This window comes from Microbulbifer mixtoriginis (SeqCode) (assembly GCF_052467235.1).
This window is the reverse complement of the sequence record NZ_CP174305.1, coordinates 1,025,241-1,045,624: the sequence shown is the minus strand read 5'-3', so window position 1 is coordinate 1,045,624 and position 20,384 is coordinate 1,025,241. Positions and strand designations below refer to the sequence as shown.

Genomic DNA, 20,384 nt, shown 5'->3' with positions numbered 1-20,384 from the left:
GGGTGGTGGAGTTGCTCCGCCACCCTTTTATATTTTGAAAAGGTTGGCGCTCGCCGACCAACTAGTTTGAGGTAGATTGAACATGGGTGTGCCTACCAACAAGCGCTCCTCGATGACCTTCTTTTCCGATGGTCGCAGTCACTACAGCCACCGCGTGCGCATTGTGCTTGCAGAAAAGGGAGTTTCCGTCGACATCATTGATGTTGATCCCGATGATAAACCAGCCGAGCTCGCTGACCTCAATCCCTATAATTCTTTGCCCACCCTGGTAGATCGCGATTTAGTATTGTTCGAAACCAAGGTGATGATGGAATATCTGGACGAACGTTTCCCGCATCCGCCGTTGCTGCCTGTGTATCCGGTTGCCCGCGCACAGAGCCGCCAGATTATGCACCGCATCGAGCGTGACTGGTGCCCGCTGGTAGATAAAATCTTGGCCGGCGGCAAAGATGTAGCTTCTGCGCGTAAAGAGCTGCGCGATAGCTTCGTTGGTATTGCGCCGATGTTTACCGAGTTGCCCTATTTCTTTAATGAAGAGTTCTCTCTGGTCGATTGCTGCATGGCCCCGCTGTTGTGGCGTCTTGAGCAGTTTGAAGTCAGTTTGCCTAAAACCAAGCAGGTTAAGCCGTTACTGGATTATATGGATCGCCTATTTGCTCGCGAAGCCTTCCAGCAAAGCCTGACTGAGTACGAACGGGAAATGCGTTGAGGACACTTTTGTGAGTAAGCCGGCTATGACATCCAATCGCCCTTACATTTTACGGGCGTTCTATGAGTGGATAACCGATAACCGGTGCACTCCCTATATTCTGGTGGATACCCATTTGTCTGGAGTCTTGGTGCCTCAACAGCATGTTAACGATGACGGCCAGATTGTGCTGAATGTCTCGGAAAGTGCTGTGGTTGGCCTGACCATGGATAACTATGCGATCAGATTTAATGCGCGTTTTGGTGGCGTACCTACCGATATACAAGTCCCGGTAGGGGCGGTTATCGGTATCTATGCCCGTGAAAATGGGCAGGGCATGGTGTTCGAGCCTGAAGAGACCCCGGAACCGCCGGAGCCGACACCGCCTACCAGTTTAGGCAAAAAGTCGGTGAAAAAGCCCTCTTTAAGGGTGGTGAAGTAATCGAATCAGGATTTCGAAGGGGGCGATTTTGCCCCCTTTGTTGTTTTTACTCTAGCTTATTTTCGCTCCTCGCTATTTCTGTGAGTTACTTCTGAGAATACGCGCTTGCTAGTTGCGTAAAATTGCCTGTTATTTTTTAGTTCCTATTCATCACCATGCCGTCGTATTTGCAGTGGCTGCGTTTTAGCTGGATACCTGGGCTACTTCTGGGTTTACCGCTTGTCCAATACTTACCCTGGCTTGATTTGGCCTTTCTGCACAATGCCCAGCTGCCATTTCTCCTGTTGGTAGGGGCGCTTCTACTCAGCTTTTTTTACCACTCCAGCCGGGTTGGTTTGGCTGCATTGCTGCTGATGGCTTTCTATGGGGCGACTCGCCTGGACTGGTTATTGGGGTGGGAGCAGGACCTACCTATTTACCTGGGATTGATAGCTCTCAATCTGATGCTATTTAGTTGTAGCCGCGATCGTAGTATCTGGGGCTATTTGGGGGGTGTCTGGCTATTGGCGCTTCTTGGGCAGGGGATGGGACTCTTTTGGGTGCAGCAGAACTTTGGTCCACTGTTGCAGCAGTTCTCGTTGCCACACTTGCCGGCTTGGTCGTTAGCCTTTGAATCGTTCTCCTCCCCACTACCACTTTTGGCCTGTATGGCGGCTTCAATGGGGGCATTCGCTCTATTGATCCTTTACCCAGGACCAACAGCCATGGGGTTGCTAAGTTGCAACCTGCTAATGTTTTATGGGGTTTGGAGTGGTATGCCCTTGATTCCTCTGATGTCTGTAGCGGGCTTACTTCTTCTAACTTCGTTGCTTGGGAGTAGTTATGAGTTGGCTTTTCGCGATGAACTGACCGGGGTTAAGTCTCGGAGGGCGTTTCGCTATCAAATGCTTACACCGGGGTGGCACTATTGCATTGCGATGATTGATATCGATCATTTTAAAAAGCTGAACGACCGTTTTGGGCATCAGCTTGGAGATCAGGTATTGCGGATGGTGGCTACCCAAATTGCCAGATATGCACCGGGGCAATTATTTCGCTACGGTGGTGAGGAATTTGTGTTGCTGATACCGGGGCGTAACCGGGAAGCGGCAGAGAAACAGCTGGAATTTATGCGGGAGAAAATTGCCTCTTACCCTATGCATCTGCGCTCAGGAAAACGTAGCTCTGGGAATAAATTTTGGCGTTCTGAGAACCGTACGGGCCAGCAAGTCAAGGTAACCGTTAGTATCGGCCTTGCCCAGAAAAGCAGGAGATTGAGAAGGGCTGAGGAGATTCTAAAAGCTGCGGACCAGGCACTTTATAAAGCTAAACGCAGTGGTCGAAATCGCATGAGTATCCACCATTGATATAAATCAACCTGATTTGAAAGTGGCACTTAATTTCTTATTTGCATTGGTTATTTTCGCGCCGACCCCCGATACTGCAAAGCAGGGTATTAAAGGGAGAATAAGCGTGCGGTTACTCAGTCACACTATTGGTATTCTGACCAACCCAGAGAAAGAGTGGAAGGCTATACGGGCGGACAGGCATTCTTTCTTCCAGGTATTTATGACCCATGTGCCATTTCTAGCTTTGATACCTACAGTTGCCGGTTATTTTGGTGTAACTAGGGTAGGGTTTGAGGTAGGCGGGCACTTGGCGAAGCTGACCCCTGAGAGTGCGGCGGTTTTATCAATCGTTACCTATTTTGCTCTTTTGGTTGGTGTTTATTGCCTAGGGGAATTTATCAACTGGATGGCCAGGTCCTATGGGGTCGAGGGGGATGAGCCCACTAGGCACTATGAAGGTACAGCACTCGCCGTTTTTATCACCACACCGATTTTTCTTGCCAGCATTGTCGTGCTTTTCCCACACCCCTGGTTGACTATGGCTGCGGTCGGAATTGCGGGTATGTATTCCATTTATCTGGTGTTTGCAGGCATCCCCATTTTGATGAATATGAATAAAGAGCGGGCCTTCCTTTATGCTTGCGCAGTGTTGACCGTGGCCTTGGTGTTGATGGTCACAGTACTAATAACCTCCGTTATTTTATGGAGTGTGGGCATAGGCCCAATCTATCAGCACCACGCACCTTAAGAGTAAATAATTTGCCAGGCTAGTTTTCTTTTAATACTAGGGGTGGCATAGGGCAATCCAGGCTGTCCGCTACCGCTCTGAGCAACTCAATCTCTTCCGCCTTGATAATGCCATTGTGGTTTAGAGTGTAAACCAACGCTTTTAGCAGTAAGGGCTTCTCTAAAGGCTTCATTTGACGGGCTATAGCGATCGCTTTGTCCAGATGCTGCAGATCGATATCTTTGCGGCTTGGCAGCGGGGTGACCTCTAGCTGTAAAAATTTTAGCCCCTGCTCGTAGGCGCGTTTTGCCGGTAGGTACTCGCTATTACCCGCATGGGCAATGGCTGCGATCAGGAAACGAGAGGCATCGGTACCAGCGCCTTTCTTGTTGGAAAGGCGTTGCCGATCGGGACTCTCTTCCAGGGCGTGCATCAATACTCGATACAGGGCCCACTCCCAGATCTCAATCTTTCCATCGCTGCGCAATAGTTTAATCAGGTTTCTCTTGAATACCTGGTATTGCTGTGGAACCAGTACTTTGAGTGCGGGTACGCAGAGATCTAAAAGCGGCAGGCGCGCATTGTCGGGCAGGGCTTTTAGTTGTGGAGCTAACTTGTGCATTTCTCTTACTACCGCGGGATGGGCGATTTTCTTCAATAGCACCATCTGGGTCTCGCGCTCGCTCTCCCCGCTGTGCAGCAGCAGATGATAAATCAGGGCACGAGCGATGAAGGGGTCGTGAGCAGCCTGCAGGATAGCGGAGGGGATAGATTCCAGTAGCTGACGGCCGTATTGCACTTGTTGTGCACTGGGGCAGGCAATACTGTTGTTCACCGCTTCCAGGGCGACCTGGAAGGGGGCTGAGTCGACGAAACGGATAGTTGACTCGGAATTTGTTTCTTTAGTTTGCGTTTGTGCAGTGGAGCTTCGCTCATTGAGGTAGAGGCCATTCCAGCTAGGTTCTAGCCGCGCTATTCGTTTACTCAGGGGAGGGTGGCTGGCGAACAGGTTGAAAAATGAGCGCTTTAGGCCACTGCTAAAAAACATATGACTGAACTCAGCCGCTCTGCCACTGCTGAGGTTTGAGCCAGTGCTGTAGCCGCCAATTTTCTTGAGGGCGTTGGCAATACCTGCGTTGTTGCGGGTGAACTGGACCGCAGAGGCGTCTGCAAGATATTCCCGTTGCCGACTCACAGCGGATTTGATTAGGTTGCCGAGTAATGTGCCTGCATAGCCCAACACCATCAGGGCTAGGCCCAAAGCAAACAGGGGTATACGGCCGCGGTTATTACTGCTGTTGGGGTAGACGCCGCGCACCAGCCAGTGACCCAGCAGGCCGATAATCAATATGCCGTTCAGTAGGCCGACGATACGGATATTCAGACGTGTGTCGCCATTGAGGATATGGCTGAACTCATGCGCCACCACGCCCTGCAGCTCGCCTCGGTTGAGATTTTCAATGCAGCCGCGTGTAAGACCGATCACCGCATCGCAGGGCTTGTAGCCAGCGGCGAATGCATTGATGGCTTGATCTTCAATCAGGTAAACATCCGGCACCGGGGTGCCGGAGGCGATGGCCATCTCCTCCACCACATTCAGGGCGCGCTGTTCGGCAGGCCCCTGAGGGGCGATATTGAGTTTGCGCCCGCCCAGCGACTCAGCTACCACTTTACCGCCGGCGGCCAGCTGCTGCAGTTTGTACAGGCTGCCCAGAGCCACGATAGCCACAATGGTAAGTGCTATGTAGCCCACTGTCTGCCAGCCGAGCAGCTGCTCGATCGCCAGTGGGGAAAAAGCCTGGCCGCGGGAATACGAAACCGCAGCGGCAGCCACCAAGGTGGTCAATCCAACCAGCAGAATTAACGCCAACGTAAAGAGTCCGACTAACAAGCCGCTGTTGCGCCTGGCCTTATCCTGGTACTCGAAGAAGTTCATCGCTTAAAACTCGATTCGTGGTGCTACCTGGATGGCTTCGCTGTCGGCAAACTCCAGTAAGCGGCCGTCGGCGCGGTGACCAAAGAATCCCGCCAGTAGAACGGGGGGAAAGCTCTGTTTGTAAATGTTGTAATTGGTGACTGCGTCGTTAAAGGCTTGGCGGGCAAAGGCAACCTTATTTTCGGTGCTGCTCAGCTCCTCGTTGAGCTGCATCATATTCTGGTTGGCCTTGAGATCTGGATAGGCCTCCATAACAGCATTGAAGCGGCCCAGAGCGCTGTTTAGGGCACTTTCAGCACGGCCGAGGTTGTCGATCGCGCTGGCGTTGGAAGGGCTGGCTGCCGCGGCCTTCAGGTCGCTAATGGCGGTGTTGCGTGCACTGACCACCGCTTCAAGGGTATCCCTCTCATGCTGTAAGTAGCCCCTGGCGGTTTCCACCAGGTTGGGGATCAGATCGTGGCGGCGCTTAAGCTGCACCTCAATCTGAGCGAAGGCATTCTCGTTGCGATTTTTTAGGGATACCAGCCGGTTGAAGATGCCGATCCCGTAGAACAACAGTGCGGCCAACACAACCAGAACGACGATGCTTGAAATCTCCATAATCCCCTCGCCACTTTTTCTTGTGATTGGCGTCGATAGTAACATGCCCTCGTGGCGATCGAGACGTATTGCCCCGGGGTTCTGGCGGAACGGGGTATGGCTTCGGCTATAATGCCGCGACATTAAAAACAATTGCCGCCACGACAGGGATGGCGGCGCTGAACTGGGAGCAGACAGAATGAGCGATGTAACCTCAGATCCAGTAGTGATCGTTGGAATGGCACGCACCCCAATGGGTGCTATGCAGGGGAGCCTGTCGGCGTTGAGCGCGCCGCAGCTGGGCGCCGCGGCCATTCGCGCGGCGCTGGAAGACGCCGGCGTGTCTCCTGCCGATGTCGATGAAGTACTGATGGGCTGTGTGCTTCCGGCCGGTGTCGGGCAGGCGCCTGCCCGCCAGGCTTCCCTGGCTGCGGGTATTCCCGAAGGCACGCCCACTACCACAGTTAATAAGGTCTGCGGCTCCGGTATGAAGACCGTGATGATGGCCCGCGACGCACTACTCTTGGGTGAAGGCAAAGTCATCGTTGCCGGCGGTATGGAGAGCATGAGTAATGCCCCATACCTGCTGGCCAAAGCTCGCTCCGGCATGCGCTTGGGACACGGCGAGGTCAAGGATTCAATGTTTCTTGACGGCCTGGAAAACGCGGCAGATGGCAAGTTGATGGGCACCTTTGCCGAGAGTACGGCCGAAAAATACGGCTTTACCCGTGAGGAGCAGGATGCTTTCGCACTGGAATCCCTGGCTCGGGCCCAGGCAGCCATCGAGAGTGGCAGTTTCGCTCGTGAGATCGCCCCAGTGACCATCGCTTCTCGTAAGGGTGATGTAAAGGTTGATACGGATGAGGCTCCCGGCAATGCCCGCCCAGATAAGATTCCCCAGCTGAAGCCGGCCTTCCGCAAGGATGGTACTGTCACCGCGGCCAACTCCAGCTCTATTTCTGACGGCGCCGCCGCCCTGGTGCTGATGCGCAAGAGTGAAGCGGAGAAGCGCGGTCTCAAAGTGTTGGCGGTGATCAAGGCACAGGCTCAGTTTGCCCGCGAACCCGAGTGGTTCACCATCGCTCCGGTGGGCGCCATGCACAAGCTGCTGGAAAACTCCGGTTGGTCCGTCAGCGATGTAGACCTGTTTGAAATCAATGAGGCCTTTGCTGTGGTGACCATGTCGGCTATGCGCGAGCTGGATCTGCCCTGGGAGAAGGTCAATGTGAATGGCGGCGCCTGTGCATTGGGACATCCCTTGGGCGCGAGCGGTGCCCGAATCCTGACCACCTTGCTAGCGGCGATGGAAAAGCGCGATGTGAAAAAAGGGGTGGCGAGCCTCTGTATCGGCGGCGGTGAGGCCACAGCGGTGGCGATCGAGCGGGTATAAGTCGCACGCGATGCTTGCCAAATAAAAAACGGAGGCTTTTGCCTCCGTTTTTTGTGCTTATTTTATTGTGGCTAGTATCACCGGGTTTTTATACGGGCCTAGTTATTGTTCCGCGCAGTAAATGATTTGTTAGTTGATATACTCAACTGCTTTCACCACTTTTTGAACTCCGCCAATTGAGCGAGTGAGATCAGCCGCGCGCTCGGCCTCGGCTGGGGTGAGCAGTCCCATCAGGTAAACGACTCCGTTTTCCGTCACGACTTTAATGCGCGCACCATCAATTTCTTTGTGAGCGAGTAAGTTGGTTTTTACTTTGGTGGTCAGCCAGGTATCGCTGGTAGAGGCTAGAAAAGTAACTTTACCGCGAACCTGAGTTTCATTGTAAACCTGGCGAACATTTTGTACTTGGCTGGCAGTGCGCCCGGCGAGTAGGCGCAGTTTCTGATCGGGCACCTGTCCAGTGAGTAGCACGACTCCATTAAAGGAGGTTACATCGATATTTGAGGTCTTCAGATCCGGATGTGCCTTATTGATATTGACCGTCACTATCGTTTCGATTCTCTCGTCATCGATATAGGTGCCCAGTGAGCGTTTGCCGGGATCTTGTTGAATGGGGCCATCGTGGGTGGCCTCCATAACGGTGCTACAGCCACCGAGTAATGCGGTTGCGGCAAGGGCAGAGAGAAGGCGTTTTCCCAAGGAAAGCTGGTTTTTTTTCATGGTTCAGTCCTCGTAGCCACCAAAAAGGCTGCTGTCGATTAGATCACACAGGCAAAAAATAGTCAGAAGGTGCACTTGGTGTACCTCTGCTGCGACATCAGAGGGCACTCGCAGTTCAATATCGTGTGTGTCTAGCAGGGCTGCACAATCGCCACCGTCGCCACCGGTCAGCGCTAGTATGCCCATATCGCGATCTCGTGCAGCGCGCATGGCTTGAACGAGATTTGAGTCGCGACCATCACTGCTGATAATTACCAAAAGGTCGCCGGGTTGTCCCAGTGCGCGCACTGGGTGCGCAAAGGTATCGGCGCTGCCGTGATTTTGCGCAACGGTGCCCATGGAGACGCCGTCACTGTTAAGGGCCATGGCGGGCAGGCCTGGGCGCTCGCGCTGGAACCCCCCGGTAAGTTGAGAGCAAAAACTCTGTGCCAGGGCGCCGCTGACCCCATTGCCGCAGAGCAGCACCTTGCTCTCTGCCAGCAGTGTGTGCACCACCATCTCACTGGCTTCCGCAATCAGGGGCGCCAGTATCTCACCGGCGTTCATGGTGGCTTCCAGGCTGTGGTGAAAAAGGGTTACGACTCGCTGTTCCATTGTGTCCTTAATACTGGCGAACTGGAGTTCGCCATACTTGGCAAGGTAAATCTCGGTTTTGCCTCAAGCTTCGAAGGCGTTTTTAATCCACTGAATGTTTTGCGCATCGCCCTCTATAGCAAGGACATCGAAGCGGCAGGGACAGTCCAGTTTGTGTTGTTGCAAATAGCCGTGAGCAGTGGCGAGCAGTTTCTGTTGCTTGCGAATATCTACACTGGCTCCGGCCCCGCCGAAACGGTTGTTGCGGCGGAAGCGCACCTCCACAAACACTACAGTATCGCTTTCACGGGCGATAAGGTCTATCTCTCCGTGGCGACTTCGGTAATTTCGTTCGATCAGGGTGAGTCCGGCACGCTGTAAATAGCGTGCCGCGGCGCCCTCCATGTGGGCGCCGATACTGCCTGCGGAGCCTTTAAAAAGTTTCACTATTATCCGCTTGCAGGCTGGGTTGTCGCGCTGGCATCGGGGGTTCTATGGTTGTAATCGGTACCGGCACACCTTTTTCAATTTGAGCCCACATCTGCTCGCGCACTATGCGCCCGTCGGTGCTTAGGCTCAGTGCGCCGGTGAGGCCGTGAACTTTTTGCTCTGGGAACTGGCGCAACATTGGCAGGCGCGGGTAGAGGCGGAAAGCATCTGCGCCCAGAGCGTAAAGGCGGGCGAATGCAGCCTGCGGGGCTACCTGCTCTTCGATATTCCGTTTGGTTTCACTGTCTTCAAACAACCAGGGCAGTGCGGTAAAGCGCACGCCATTGATATCTCGATCGCGATTTGGGTTAGCCTGGCCGGCAAAAACATGTGAGGTCGCATAAACCGGCAGGTCTCCAGCATAGAAGTAGGTCAACATGGGGTTGAGCTGTCGTGCCTGCTGCGGCAGGGCGGCAACAAAGATCATGTCGACATCACCGCGCCGGCGTGGGGTGAACTCCAGTGGCGCCGACAGGCGTCCCTGGAGTGCCTTCTTGCGTGCCTTACTGTCGGGAATGAGTAGGACATCGCTGACCAGGTCAGAAAATTTGCTGTTATTAGTGAAGGTTTCATTGATGCTTACGGAGCCGCCGAGTTGCTGCCATTCCTCCACGAACGTTTCGGCACCACGCTGCCCCCAGCTGCTATTTGTGCTCAAAACCATCGCTTGGCGATGTCCCTGGCGATAGGCGTGACGAGCAATCTGGCGAGCTTCATCCTCAACTGCCAGTCCAAATTGGACCAGGTCGCCAGTAAGTCGGCTCCTGTCGCCATAGTTCAGCGCGAGTGTGGGGACGGGTAGCTTTTCAGTGGCCAGTAAATTAGCGACCTTACTTTTATCGAGTGGGCCGACAATAAACTGCGCTCCCGCGTCTACAGCATTTTGATAAATCTCCTCGAAAGGTTGCTCGGTACCGGTGTCGTACACCAATACCCGAGGGGTTGCTGCACCAGCTTTTAAAGCGGTGTAGTGGGCGGCCATAAAACCATCGCGAATCGCGCGGCCGGCACTGCCCAGTGAGCCACTGATAGGCAGTAATAAGGCAATATTATCTGCCCGCTGCGCAGCTAGGCGTTCCAGTAGTTGCAGTGCCTCGGGTGGGTGGGAATTGGCACTGTGTGCTGGCCAGCGCTCCCGCCAGCGGCTCAGGGCGGTGAGTTGAGAGCTGATATCGGCCTGGGTATCGCGCCCCAGCAGGGCGAGCTGATACCAGCCGCGCATCTGGGTATCGCTGCTACTGTTAGCGCGCTGCTGAAGTTCGCTGGAGGGCAGCTGGGTTAACAGCTGCCAGAAACCGTTGTTGTTCTCGGTGATGCTTTCATCAGATTGGGCCAGGTAGGAAATCTCGCGGCGCTCAGATATAGCGCTATCCAAGTCTCCCAAAAGCCCCCATAGGTCGGCACGCAGGTTTCGCAACGGCAGGGCGGTATCGCGGGGTAGTTGCCTCCAGACGCTGTCGAGGCGCGTCGAGGTTGCTAGGTCTAAAGCCTCGAAGAAATCGTCATTATCAACCAGTAGATGGCCGTAAACCCGGGCGTAGCTGGCAAACAGAGTGTCGTCGAGCTGCTCGGGAATTATTTGGGTTACTGCGTCTTTGGCCGTCTCTTTGTCGCCCAGCTCGTATAGAATAGCCGCCGCTTGCAGACGCTGTTGGTCCCTAGCGGGTGCCGGCAGGGTATCTGCGCGGCGCAGCAGCCGCAGGGCATCACTGCGGCTGACTTGGTGGTTTGCCGGATAGGAGGGCTGGTAGCCCCCAGGCCGTGAGGCTGGAGTCTGGCAGGCAGCTAAGGCCAGTGTCAGGGCGGCGGCTGCCACGCTGGTGATCACAGTAGAGGTACGCCGGGAAGAGGCGAACATATTCTTCTCCCGCAATATTTATATTTGGAGTGAACAGCTATGGGGCCGGATCAGGCGCTGCTATATATTGTTGCTACGCCCATCGGTAATTTGGCCGATATGGTACCGCGAGCGATTGAAGTTCTACAATGCGCCGATCTGGTTGCGGCAGAGGACACACGTCACAGTCAGAGACTCTTTTCCCATTTCAATATCGATACGCCGCTAATGGCCTATCACGATCATTCTGATGACAAGCGTACGGGACAGATACTACAGCGCCTGGAGCAAGGGCAAACGGTGGCGCTGATCTCCGATGCCGGTACCCCACTAATCTCCGACCCCGGCTATCGTTTGGTGCGCGAGGCGCGTGAGCGGGGCGTTCGTGTAGTGCCGATTCCCGGCGCCTGTGCCTTTGTCGCCGCGCTGAGTGCTGCCGGCTTGCCCAGTGACCGCTTTAGCTTTGAGGGTTTTCTACCCGCCAAATCCGGCCCCCGTGAGCGAGCATTACAGGAGTTGGCATCAGGCAGTCGCACTCTGGTTTTCTATGAGGCGCCCCACCGGGTCGCAGATACCTTGCAGGCGATGGCAGAGATTTTTGGCGCTGAGCGCGAAGCGGTCATAGCACGAGAGGTGAGCAAGGCCTTCGAGACATTCCAGTTGATGCCTTTGGGTGAGTTGGTAAATTGGGTGCGTTCCGACAGTAATCAGCAGCGTGGAGAGATTGTGTTGTTGGTGCGTGGTGCTGAGCGTCGCCACGACAACGAGCTGGATGGAGAGGCGCAGCGAGTGATGACTCTGTTGCTGGCCGAGTTACCACCGAAAAAGGCCGCCGCTATTGCTGCGGAGATTACCGGTGTTAAAAAGAAGGCTCTGTATAACTGGAGCCTGGAGCAAAAATAAGGCGCTGTCTTTCGCGGTTCAGGGAAAATGCCTGTTGCATTCCGGCTGTCGCCTCATTACTCTTCGCCGCGAGCTGGCCGGGCAATCGCTGTCGCTTTGTGCGATGGAGGAAAGTCCGGGCTCCATAGGGTGGAACGCCAGGTAACGCCTGGGGGGCGCGAGCCTACGGAAAGTGCAGCAGAGAGTAGACCGCCGATGGCTTCCCTCGATTTTGGTCTGGGGAAGCACAGGTAAGGGTGAAAGGGTGCGGTAAGAGCGCACCGCGCGGCTGGTAACAGTCCGCGGCACGGTAAACCCCGTTCGGAGCAAGACCAAATAGGCCCTCTATAGGTGTGACCCGCACTGAGGGCGGGTAGGTCGCTTGAGGTGTCTGGTGACAGGCATCCCAGATGAATGGTTGTCCTCGACAGAACCCGGCTTACAGGCCAGCTCTTTTGTTAGGTAAGCCCTTGAAATATCAGGGCTTTTCCTAGCAGCCTCGCTCCTTCACAGGAGTCTCTACACATTTCTACACATCTCCTACACAAAGATTCCTCATCTAGGGTTTATTACTTCCGCTGGCGTGTCCCAGAATTACTCCGACCTTATTTGGGGGTGAGTGAGGTGTGGCGCTCATTACAGACTATTGAGTTATTGGTTGCTGAAGAGCGATCATTGCCCTTGAGAAGGCTTGTGGGCCGTTTTAAGACGTTAAGGAGTAGCGTGGCTAAGAATCTTACGGAAGAGCTTGTTGGTGTCGTTCTAGCGCGATACGCTGCTACGGTTGAAAAGGCTCTAGTTGACCTTCATCTTAAGGGCGCTCCTTCAGCCAATTCCCCCTCCTCTGATATTGACGCTTATCTGGAAGCTTTGGAGCGGAAGGTTCTTGATACTTCTCATACCTTAGACGTTCCCAGTGCCTTTAAGGCGGCAGCAGCCGGTAATGACTACAGTCTCGGCTTTGTGTCTGATATTGCTGAAACTTTACTTAAGGAGTCGGACATTTCTTTTGACAGTGACTCTTTGGAGTTTCGTCGCTTTTGCCACTTGATGACTTCTGTTCAGCGTCATTTGTCGGGTTACCAGCAGCAGTTGAGGGAGGGGGAGTGCCCCGATGCCTATGCTAAGAAGGCTGGAATTAATACCCACCCTGTTGCAGCTCCAGAAGCTAAAGAGCCTATCAAACCGTTGTTTAGTGAGGTGTACGATGACTTCATTGAATCTAAGGTGAGTCGGAAGGATAAAAAACCACTTTCAGAGGTAAGGCAGAGAGAGTACAGGGCATTCTATGAGGTATGGAGTCTTTTCATGGATGATAAGCCCATTGATAGGTATTCAAGAACCGAAATAAGGGGGTTCTTGGTGGGGCTCTATGATATGCCTCTTGCCAATCGGAAGCCTTATAGCCGTATGTCCTGGGCTGAGCGTGTGGCGTTGGCAAAATGTGAGAGGGTTCCAGAGGAAGATAGAATTGCCCCTAAAACTGTGAGTGCGTATCGGAAATGGATTCAGGGCGTCTTTAGGTGTGCTTTAGATCTTGAGTACATCTATACCAGCCCAGTAATAAAACTAGGATTGAATGAACAAGCAAAGTCTTACGGTGCCTTTAAGGATGGGGAGTGCCGTTCCTTGGTAGATTGCTTGTCCTCCCTTCCTTCCTCTTGGGAAAAGTGGACCATCTTTCTTGCTATATACACAGGTGCTCGTAGAGGTGAGTTGGCTCAGCTAAGAAAGTGCGATGTAAAAGAAGATGCTGAGATCGGTATTTTTTACCTGGACATAAATGATAGTGGGGAAGGTAGCACTCTTAAGACAGACGCAGCATCTCGCATAGTGCCACTCCACAATGATATTGCTACTAGTGGTTTTTTGGATTACGTAGCGTCAATTAAGAATATTGAGGAACTACTATTTCCTGAGGTTCAGGGCGCTCCCTGGAAAATATCCAAGTATTTTTCGGGGTTCCGTGACTCCTTGGGGATTTCTGCTCTACATCCGAAGAGTGGGAAACGCAGACCATTCCATAGTTTCAGGCATACGGTAGTAACCAACTTAAGGCGTAAAGCGGGCTCTGATTCTTTGCACCATATCCAAATGATAGTGGGCCACAAACGACAAAGGGCGGGCGTTACAGACGTATATACCCATGAATTTCCCTTAAGTGAGCTGGCGGAGGTTATGAATAAGCTTGATTATGGAACGTAGCGAATAATAACAGCTATGAGTTTCTTTATGGAGAGCCCCTTCAGTAAATCTAGTAGGGCTTTTCTAAATCTTCTCTGCGCTCTTTAGTCTCAACTCTATTATTACGCCCTATTAAAACTCAGGATGATTGTTTAGAGTTTGTGCCATCACTGTCTGACTCATCTTCCTCAAAGACCTTGGACGGGTCGCCTGTATATTGAGGCTCATCAAAGTCAGGACCATCTTTAAAAATTTCTTCAGACCGCTTTTTAAGCTTTTCTTGGAGGTCTTTCATTTTCTCTGTGTGAGACTTATCAGCTGAACCCATGATTAAAGCCTCTTGTAGAGATAGTGGGGATTGCGTTCATGAGCATCATCAAAATCCATGGTGCCCTTAACATACTTATAGCCATGGCGAGCATAGTAATTCACAAGCTCTTGGTTTGATGGGTGCATTATACGCATCTCATCAGCACCAATTCGCAGAGCGTACGACTCCGCAGCAAGCAAATTAATCTGCATCACCTGCCCTCTTAACGGGCAGTTATCAGGCGCCCGCTCTGTGAAATCCAAGCGGAGACGCGAGCCGTTATAGGAGGGTCTACCTATAGACAGGCCACATAGAATGTCGTCTTTCCAGATGGCAAGCTCAAAGCGCTTAGGGTAACGGAGGCTGTAGACCTCATAGCCTTTGGTCCAATTCCAGTCTACCTCACGTCTCTCACTTGCTTCCCAAGCCTTTGCTCGGGCTAGGGAGCGAGGATCAATGCCTTTCAGGCTAACAACAGCCTTATACTTTTGAGGAAGTGCGGCCTGTGCATATTGCCTAGATTCAGACCGGTAAAGTTCGTAACGCCTCTCAGCATCTAAATGAGTTGCCTGCATTGCATTCCCTTATCGCAGTTTCCTTGAGCGGCCCTCAATAGAGATTTACTGAGGCCGTTGTATGCTCTAACTCTTATCCGACTAAAATAGATTAAAATTTAGTCGGTAATCAGTTTACCACGCATACATACAACGACCCACATCTCTATGTGAAGAACGCGCAAGGAATACTGCCTCGGCTATCTAATAGCCTCTCTCAGCGCGATTAAGGTATACCTTGGCAGGATTGCCTTAGTAGACTTGGATGGGTGTTTAAAACCCTTCCCAGCCGTCTCTAATCATTTCCCAAGCTCTGCATAGCATCATCATAGCCGCACCAGTTATCTACTCCACCGCCCTTAAGTGCGTCGAGCATTTCTTCAGCCTCTTCAAGCCTCTTAAGGCGCTTGGCGGGCACAATACACAAATCCTCTCCCACAGTTTCATCGTGATTTGGAGCAGCCATCAAGACCGCCTCCCAGATGTCCTTTGGAGGTCGTACAGCACCATCAACAAAGCAAGCTTCTGCAACAGCATTCTCCATCTCAGCGGTGAGCTTTATAGGAACAAGTCTCCATTCTCCGTCCATCTTCAAACCTCCCACTCTGAATCAAGAGAAACCAGACTATACTTAGGTGCCTTATCGCGAAGGCTCTGCGGGAGCTTAGCCACAACAGCATCTTCATCGTCATCACAAAGGAAGTCCCAATCACCATCCCAGCCATCCCCTTTGGAGCGATAAGTTGGCTCAGTTTTGTACTTATGCCAATTGAGGTCGCTATCCTTTGCCAGGAACTGATAACCCTCAAAGTCATACGGCTTCAGAATCTCTCTTAAAGTTTTTACTTCAGGCTCGGTTGATGACTCAACCAGAAGGGGATTAGCATCCTGATTGACAGGTTCTTGATGTGTTACGGTCTGTATATTCGGCATTGGTATCACCATTTGAAATTGTCAGCGTCCAGGTACACTTGCGAGTGCCTTCTAAGACATTTCTCGCCGCGCCTGATGTGTGGATGGATTGAGGCGGGAGTTAAGCGGATAAGCAGCCTCCATTGGTGCTCTTCACTTTTCACTCCGCGATGACTGTCAAACTGAGTAAATTCAGTCCATCCCCCTGCTCTTACTTCCCGTCCATCTGCAAACTCCGTAAAAGGCGGACCAGACAGCCAAAGAAACATCTTCTGTGTCGAATCGCGGTCTTCTAAGACCATTTGGCCAGCCTCATTGCGAGGTACATGGTCAAAGTGCCAGTTCGGTATGCAGGGATATTGGCCGGGCATTAACATGTGAACCTTAGCGTCCACAATGTAATCACTATGAGGGATTGGAGAGGCTTTAATGATGGGAATTATCTTCCTCATGTATAGCCATGAATCCGATATGGTGGCCCCCATCAAGCCGTTGTGCATCTTCTTCAACTCTTCCTGATTAGGGAGCATCGTTAAAGCCCTCCAAGTCAGTAGCAGTGTCGTACTGGTTACTGCTGGATTTACTTGAACCTAGCTTGCTCACTCCATACTCAAGAAGAACACCCAGCACCAAACAACCAATATGAGACAGTATCAGCATTAGAATTACCTTTATAGTTCATAGGAAAGTCCTCCCTTCCAGGGATACCCTTTCAAAGCTTTAAATATTCTTTCTTTAGGTTGTTGGTAGTGGTGGTTACTAAAAGGCCCTTATAAGCCCTTATAAGCATTTAAAAGCCTTTTAAAGTGCCCCCTATAACCTTAAAAAAACAAAACCCCGGCGAACCGGCGAAAAGAAAAAAATATTGCCTTAGGGCAACAAAACTCCAAGGCCAGTAACCATGCGGGTTTCAGAGCATTTGGAGCGTGGATGGTAGGAGCGAATTTGACGTGGGAATAGACTCTTTACAATGAGCTACCTAGTATTAGTTTTCTTCAACCTTCTCAAGAGCTGCCCCCTCAGAGGGCTCTCCAAAATTCCTTATAGGCCATCCGGTCTTAGAAAGATCTTGAAATAGCCCAGCGAAATGAATCTCTGACAACAGCAGAATATAGAATAGGGAAAGACACTTCCAAAGGTGATTTAGGTGTTTTTGTATTTCCTCTTGATGTTCACCAAGCTTATCGGCATGAGCAGACTTATTTCTAAGCTTTACCCAGCTATCAACCATAACCTTATCCAACACTTGCTCTTTAGCAAGATTATATAAAGCATTTTTGGGGTTTGGTTTTTGAACGGAGCCTAAGTTAGATAGTAACCTATTCTTAATTTTGTCCCCTATCTTTGCTTGTTTAATGGCTTCTTTAGCATTATCCGCCTCCTTCACCAAGCCTTCCTCAGGAGTACCATAACTCGAAAAATAATGCTTAGTAATCCCCTCAATACACGTACATAAAGCAAGTGAATGGATTTCTAAATTAGCACTTTGCCACGCACTATATATTTTATGCCAATACCCATAAAACACATCGTGACAAGACCTAAAGCGCACCATATACATGCTTATAAAATTTGCGAAAGATTCTTGGTGGTTTGGGTGAATGTGCGGAACGGCTGACTCAACTCTACTTTCTTGAGTACTCCTAAGGACACTTTTCAGCACAACAGTTCTTTGCCCTTCAGCCACATACAGTGAATAAAGAACCTGGCATGATCTACCAAACGCAATATTAAGCGCCTCTAATAAACGTGGCTGGAATGACTCATCCATAACACCACCTTCATCATTAACCTCAACCACTAAATAACTTTCCTTACTTTTAATTGAAACATCAGCGCCCAAGGCCTTAAATGCAGATGTATTTAGGGAATGTTTAACGCCAGATATTTCTTCATATCTATTACATGGTATTGCTTGCTTGCCCGGCAGAACCATGAGCAAATATTTAGAATTTCCACCTTGACCTTCATGTAATTTTTCAATAAAACTTAAACTGTTTATTTTTACATTATATACAGCCGCCCCGGTTCTCAAATTACTGACGCCATCAGCGTTTCTAACACCAAGGTACTCTGAAGTCCAAACCCCTCCCTTTATATCCTCTGCTTCCATTGAGAAAAAATATTCACGGCCTATTATTAATCCAGGTTCTATACAAAGTTCTCTTTCAAGCAGGCCAAACGGATTTTCACTACCTACATGATAGAGCTTCAATTGGAGGTTCCCATCCGGCTGCTGGATGATTGAACCCGGACCAGAATAAATAAGTGGATCATTATCTGTTTGCTGTATGAGTTTTATTTTAGGGCAATCAATAACAAGCTTATTATCCAGTAATACCCTTAAATTCTCATCGGTAAGATCCATTTATTCTCTCTCCATCCTTATCTAAAATATATGTACTGATAAGCTATAAATATAGCTGCCCACCACAACCACCCAACAGTACAATTTACCTGACCCCCTTCAGTCGCGAAATGAGAAACCCAAAAAAATGCCTGCAAAGCCCCCCACAGGCTCCACAGGCTCCACAGGCTCCACAGGCATTTTCAACGAATCTTAAATTGTTCAAAACCCAAACCCAGTAACCATGCGGATTTCAGAGCATTTGGAGTGGAGGTGAAAGGAGTGAAATTGGCGTGACAATAGGCGCAGTCCTTCTTTGGGTGCTGGGGGGGAGTATAAGCCTAGACCTCCCCCCACTAAGGAATCAGGCTCATTTACTGGGACGGTAAGGAAATATTACTTGGATACTCTCCAACTCTTACCCTCCTGAGAATCTCTCGCTCTACTCTTGCAAGAGCCTCCTCAGCATATCCCCTTATGGTAGAGATAATTTTATAATCGCAATTCTCGCATATGAGTTTGGTGTCACAGTGATCCTCATATATATCATCACAATTGGAATCATCATAAATCAATTGTCCTTCACAAGAGGGACAAAAAGAGTGTAAATTCTTGACAGCCCCCTCCCTCCAACTCCAGTGCCATTTTGCGTCAAAAAGAAAATCCTCTACATACCTAGTGAATAATGGTGGTTCAACTCTTGACCATTTCTTTTGTACTGCCATGAGCAATGATAATAAAAAATAAGCGGTAATTATTGTTAATGGGAACAACACCCAGCCAGGTACCGAGTAAGCACCTATTAAACTTTTTACTAAAATATCCCAGCAGAAAACAACCAACGAAACAAGTGATGAGCATATCGCATCAAAAACAGCAGCACCCTGGTCGGTAAAAACAATTGCAACAATGCCTCCGCCAACTACAGCGGTAATAATCCCTATTATCAGTAACCGTCTATCTTCCTTGCTCATATCTATCTCATTGGTTGGTTTACAGCAGGCATAATCAATAAACTTGAACTACCCACACAATTCTCTGATTATGTCGCCACTATACGGATCAAATATCTAACGCAAAGGCTATATTATTTTATTAAAATCAACATTATACCCAGCTGCTTTCATTTCCCTAGCAATATCTACCTGCCAATTTTCTTTATTAATATATACCACCCCGCTAATATCATTGGGGAGTTCTAATTGGCCTTCTACTAAAGGGATGACATTTCTGCGGCCTAACTTCCCTATTAAATAACCATGCTCAAAAACGACATTCTGCCTTGCTCGTGCGTTTAGTTTTCCAGCCTCACCATCACTTCGCACATTCCCTACATCATCAGGCGTATACAATACAATCGCAAAACCTACCTCGTCAGAGTGGCTTTCAATTTTCTCGATAATGGTCATCCCTTGGCTGGCCTCATCGCTAAGGATTATCGGTGTAAATCCAAGCCTCTCTAAAAATCTAGCAGTCCTTTGTTTTACACTACCATCATGCCCATGAACAATAAAAATCTTATTTTTTGGCTTCTCTTTCTCAGCTTTCTTCTCTTTGATAACTGCTGATTTTGGAGCGTGGTCTACCTGTTTAGAAATATAATCACCATTCTTTAAGTCAAGAATCAGTGAATCAAGATAAGCTGTGATCGCATTACCAATATCCATCCAAAATAGATCAGCCAACGTATAGTATTCTGATTTAGTTGTATAGGTACCCAACCTCTTTCCTAACTTTGGGGCTAAGAACTTACTTTCCCCGGGAAGGTGTTCATCAAGGAATTGTACTATAACCCGAGACCACGATGTGAGTCTCTCATTGCCATAATGTACATCGCCCTCTACATAGGCCTGAGCTACATCATTTTCCATGCGACTTTGGAGAGCTTCTAATTGACTAATCACTATTTCCTTGTCCAAGTGCACCTCTCAGTAAGTATCTATAAATCCCTAAATAGATTGAAATATACCATTAACCCGTAACTCTACATATCCCCCGAAAAAAATGCCTGCAAAGCCCCTCACAGGCTCTACAGGCATCTTCAACTAATCTTAAGCGGCTTACTGGACGTATCCAGTCGGACGGCTGACAGTGGCTCCTGAGGCATCCATAGCGGACACAACGGTACTGCCAGCACTCATAAACTTCTCTACATTGTTCAGCAGGTCATCTATTGCCTGCTCTCTCTGCTCCCTACTCACCTTTGCAGTGTCAACTGCCATACGGTCTACCCAGGCATTTCGGTAAATATTTACAAGCGTATGGAAAATCGTAATGCAATTAAGCTGATAGAGGCTTACTAAGGGGCAGGTATAAGTAGGGAGTGATAGTTTGATTACGTATGGTTTTTAGTTACGCAATTAGTGTTGAAGGATAGGTTCTCTTAAGTGTTTCGTATCTATAGCAATATTTTCTGGGAGCTTCTTTCCGCGACTCTTGGGCCTAAATGGATACAAGGAACACTGACTGGAAGTGCAGTTTTGTAC

At 50.2% G+C, this 20,384-nt stretch carries 22 protein-coding genes, 1 other RNA gene and 1 pseudogene; 9 read left to right on the top strand and 15 right to left on the bottom strand.

Features of this window, described 5'->3' with window-relative positions; all coding sequences use genetic code 11:
• Positions 1 to 82: 82 nt before the first annotated feature.
• The 4 genes from ACJJIO_RS04670 (at position 83) to ACJJIO_RS04655 (ending at position 3,206) form a co-directional block, all read left to right on the top strand.
• Complete coding sequence (locus tag ACJJIO_RS04670; RefSeq protein WP_252082981.1) at positions 83 to 709, top strand: glutathione S-transferase N-terminal domain-containing protein; 627 nt, start codon at positions 83 to 85, stop codon at positions 707 to 709.
• Between the two features lie 25 nt (positions 710 to 734).
• Positions 735 to 1,130 carry a ClpXP protease specificity-enhancing factor gene (locus ACJJIO_RS04665; protein WP_252086012.1) on the top strand — a complete coding sequence of 132 codons (396 nt, stop codon included), beginning with the start codon at positions 735 to 737 and terminating at the stop codon, positions 1,128 to 1,130.
• A gap of 167 nt (positions 1,131 to 1,297) precedes the next feature.
• Positions 1,298 to 2,476 carry a GGDEF domain-containing protein gene (locus ACJJIO_RS04660; protein WP_444910293.1) on the top strand — a complete coding sequence of 393 codons (1,179 nt, stop codon included), beginning with the start codon at positions 1,298 to 1,300 and terminating at the stop codon, positions 2,474 to 2,476.
• Positions 2,477 to 2,582: 106 nt separating this feature from the next.
• Entirely contained in the window at positions 2,583 to 3,206 is a 624-nt protein-coding gene (locus tag ACJJIO_RS04655; RefSeq protein ID WP_252082979.1) for a Yip1 family protein, read from the top strand.
• A 19-nt stretch (positions 3,207 to 3,225) separates the two neighbouring features.
• Here ACJJIO_RS04655 and ACJJIO_RS04650 read toward each other — a convergent pair whose 3' ends face one another.
• Positions 3,226 to 5,121, bottom strand: a complete 1,896-nt coding sequence (locus tag ACJJIO_RS04650) for a M48 family metallopeptidase (RefSeq protein ID WP_444910292.1) — start codon at positions 5,119 to 5,121, stop codon at positions 3,226 to 3,228.
• Between the two features lie 3 nt (positions 5,122 to 5,124).
• Positions 5,125 to 5,721 (bottom strand): LemA family protein, encoded by a 597-nt coding sequence (locus ACJJIO_RS04645; RefSeq protein ID WP_444884045.1) that lies wholly within the window; start codon positions 5,719 to 5,721, stop codon positions 5,125 to 5,127.
• A 178-nt stretch (positions 5,722 to 5,899) separates the two neighbouring features.
• On the opposite strand from ACJJIO_RS04645, the gene ACJJIO_RS04640 reads away from it, so the two are divergent.
• Complete coding sequence (locus ACJJIO_RS04640; RefSeq protein WP_444910291.1) at positions 5,900 to 7,090, top strand: thiolase family protein; 1,191 nt, start codon at positions 5,900 to 5,902, stop codon at positions 7,088 to 7,090.
• A 129-nt stretch (positions 7,091 to 7,219) separates the two neighbouring features.
• On the opposite strand, the gene ACJJIO_RS04635 is transcribed toward ACJJIO_RS04640, so the two are convergent.
• The 4 genes from ACJJIO_RS04635 to ACJJIO_RS04620 form a co-directional block, all read right to left on the bottom strand.
• Positions 7,220 to 7,810: a BON domain-containing protein gene (locus ACJJIO_RS04635; protein WP_444910290.1), complete on the bottom strand. Its 591-nt coding sequence runs from the start codon at positions 7,808 to 7,810 to the stop codon at positions 7,220 to 7,222.
• Positions 7,811 to 7,813: 3 nt separating this feature from the next.
• Entirely contained in the window at positions 7,814 to 8,404 is a 591-nt protein-coding gene (locus tag ACJJIO_RS04630; protein WP_226645585.1) for an SIS domain-containing protein, read from the bottom strand.
• A 63-nt stretch (positions 8,405 to 8,467) separates the two neighbouring features.
• A complete protein-coding gene (locus ACJJIO_RS04625; RefSeq protein WP_252082974.1) occupies positions 8,468 to 8,830 on the bottom strand; it encodes a YraN family protein in 363 nt (120 codons plus the stop codon).
• The gene (locus tag ACJJIO_RS04620) at positions 8,817 to 10,730 is read right to left on the bottom strand and encodes a penicillin-binding protein activator (protein WP_444910289.1); all 1,914 of its coding nucleotides are present in this window, start codon (positions 10,728 to 10,730) and stop codon (positions 8,817 to 8,819) included. The genes ACJJIO_RS04625 and ACJJIO_RS04620 overlap by 14 nt, the downstream gene beginning before the upstream one ends.
• 39 nt (positions 10,731 to 10,769) lie before the next feature.
• Between ACJJIO_RS04620 and rsmI the strand changes: the two genes are divergently transcribed.
• The 4 genes and pseudogenes from rsmI to ACJJIO_RS04600 all read left to right on the top strand — a co-directional run bounded on the left by rsmI (position 10,770) and on the right by ACJJIO_RS04600 (position 13,796).
• Positions 10,770 to 11,612 (top strand): 16S rRNA (cytidine(1402)-2'-O)-methyltransferase, encoded by an 843-nt coding sequence (gene rsmI, locus ACJJIO_RS04615; RefSeq protein WP_444910288.1) that lies wholly within the window; start codon positions 10,770 to 10,772, stop codon positions 11,610 to 11,612.
• Between the two features lie 69 nt (positions 11,613 to 11,681).
• Positions 11,682 to 12,049: RNase P RNA component class A (gene rnpB, locus ACJJIO_RS04610), an RNA gene on the top strand.
• A gap of 19 nt (positions 12,050 to 12,068) precedes the next feature.
• Positions 12,069 to 12,263, top strand: a pseudogene (locus tag ACJJIO_RS04605) (DUF6538 domain-containing protein); the annotation flags it as partial.
• 51 nt (positions 12,264 to 12,314) lie between these two features.
• Positions 12,315 to 13,796, top strand: coding sequence for a site-specific integrase (locus tag ACJJIO_RS04600; protein ID WP_444910287.1), 1,482 nt, complete (start codon positions 12,315 to 12,317; stop codon positions 13,794 to 13,796).
• A gap of 118 nt (positions 13,797 to 13,914) precedes the next feature.
• Here ACJJIO_RS04600 and ACJJIO_RS04595 read toward each other — a convergent pair whose 3' ends face one another.
• The 9 genes from ACJJIO_RS04595 to ACJJIO_RS04555 all read right to left on the bottom strand — a co-directional run bounded on the left by ACJJIO_RS04595 (position 13,915) and on the right by ACJJIO_RS04555 (position 20,120).
• Complete coding sequence (locus ACJJIO_RS04595; RefSeq protein ID WP_444910286.1) at positions 13,915 to 14,103, bottom strand: hypothetical protein; 189 nt, start codon at positions 14,101 to 14,103, stop codon at positions 13,915 to 13,917.
• A gap of 2 nt (positions 14,104 to 14,105) precedes the next feature.
• Positions 14,106 to 14,660: a hypothetical protein gene (locus ACJJIO_RS04590; protein WP_444910285.1), complete on the bottom strand. Its 555-nt coding sequence runs from the start codon at positions 14,658 to 14,660 to the stop codon at positions 14,106 to 14,108.
• Between the two features lie 274 nt (positions 14,661 to 14,934).
• On the bottom strand, positions 14,935 to 15,228 hold the full coding sequence (locus ACJJIO_RS04585) for a hypothetical protein (protein WP_444910284.1): 294 nt from the start codon (positions 15,226 to 15,228) through the stop codon (positions 14,935 to 14,937).
• A 2-nt stretch (positions 15,229 to 15,230) separates the two neighbouring features.
• Positions 15,231 to 15,572: a hypothetical protein gene (locus ACJJIO_RS04580; RefSeq protein WP_444910283.1), complete on the bottom strand. Its 342-nt coding sequence runs from the start codon at positions 15,570 to 15,572 to the stop codon at positions 15,231 to 15,233.
• 498 nt (positions 15,573 to 16,070) lie between these two features.
• On the bottom strand, positions 16,071 to 16,211 hold the full coding sequence (locus ACJJIO_RS04575) for a hypothetical protein (RefSeq protein ID WP_444910282.1): 141 nt from the start codon (positions 16,209 to 16,211) through the stop codon (positions 16,071 to 16,073).
• A gap of 325 nt (positions 16,212 to 16,536) precedes the next feature.
• Positions 16,537 to 17,919: a hypothetical protein gene (locus ACJJIO_RS04570; RefSeq protein ID WP_444910281.1), complete on the bottom strand. Its 1,383-nt coding sequence runs from the start codon at positions 17,917 to 17,919 to the stop codon at positions 16,537 to 16,539.
• A gap of 353 nt (positions 17,920 to 18,272) precedes the next feature.
• Positions 18,273 to 18,872, bottom strand: coding sequence for a hypothetical protein (locus ACJJIO_RS04565; protein WP_444910280.1), 600 nt, complete (start codon positions 18,870 to 18,872; stop codon positions 18,273 to 18,275).
• Between the two features lie 108 nt (positions 18,873 to 18,980).
• Entirely contained in the window at positions 18,981 to 19,817 is an 837-nt protein-coding gene (locus tag ACJJIO_RS04560; protein ID WP_444910279.1) for a TIR domain-containing protein, read from the bottom strand.
• A 141-nt stretch (positions 19,818 to 19,958) separates the two neighbouring features.
• A complete protein-coding gene (locus ACJJIO_RS04555; RefSeq protein WP_444910278.1) occupies positions 19,959 to 20,120 on the bottom strand; it encodes a hypothetical protein in 162 nt (53 codons plus the stop codon).
• Positions 20,121 to 20,384: the final 264 nt, after the last annotated feature.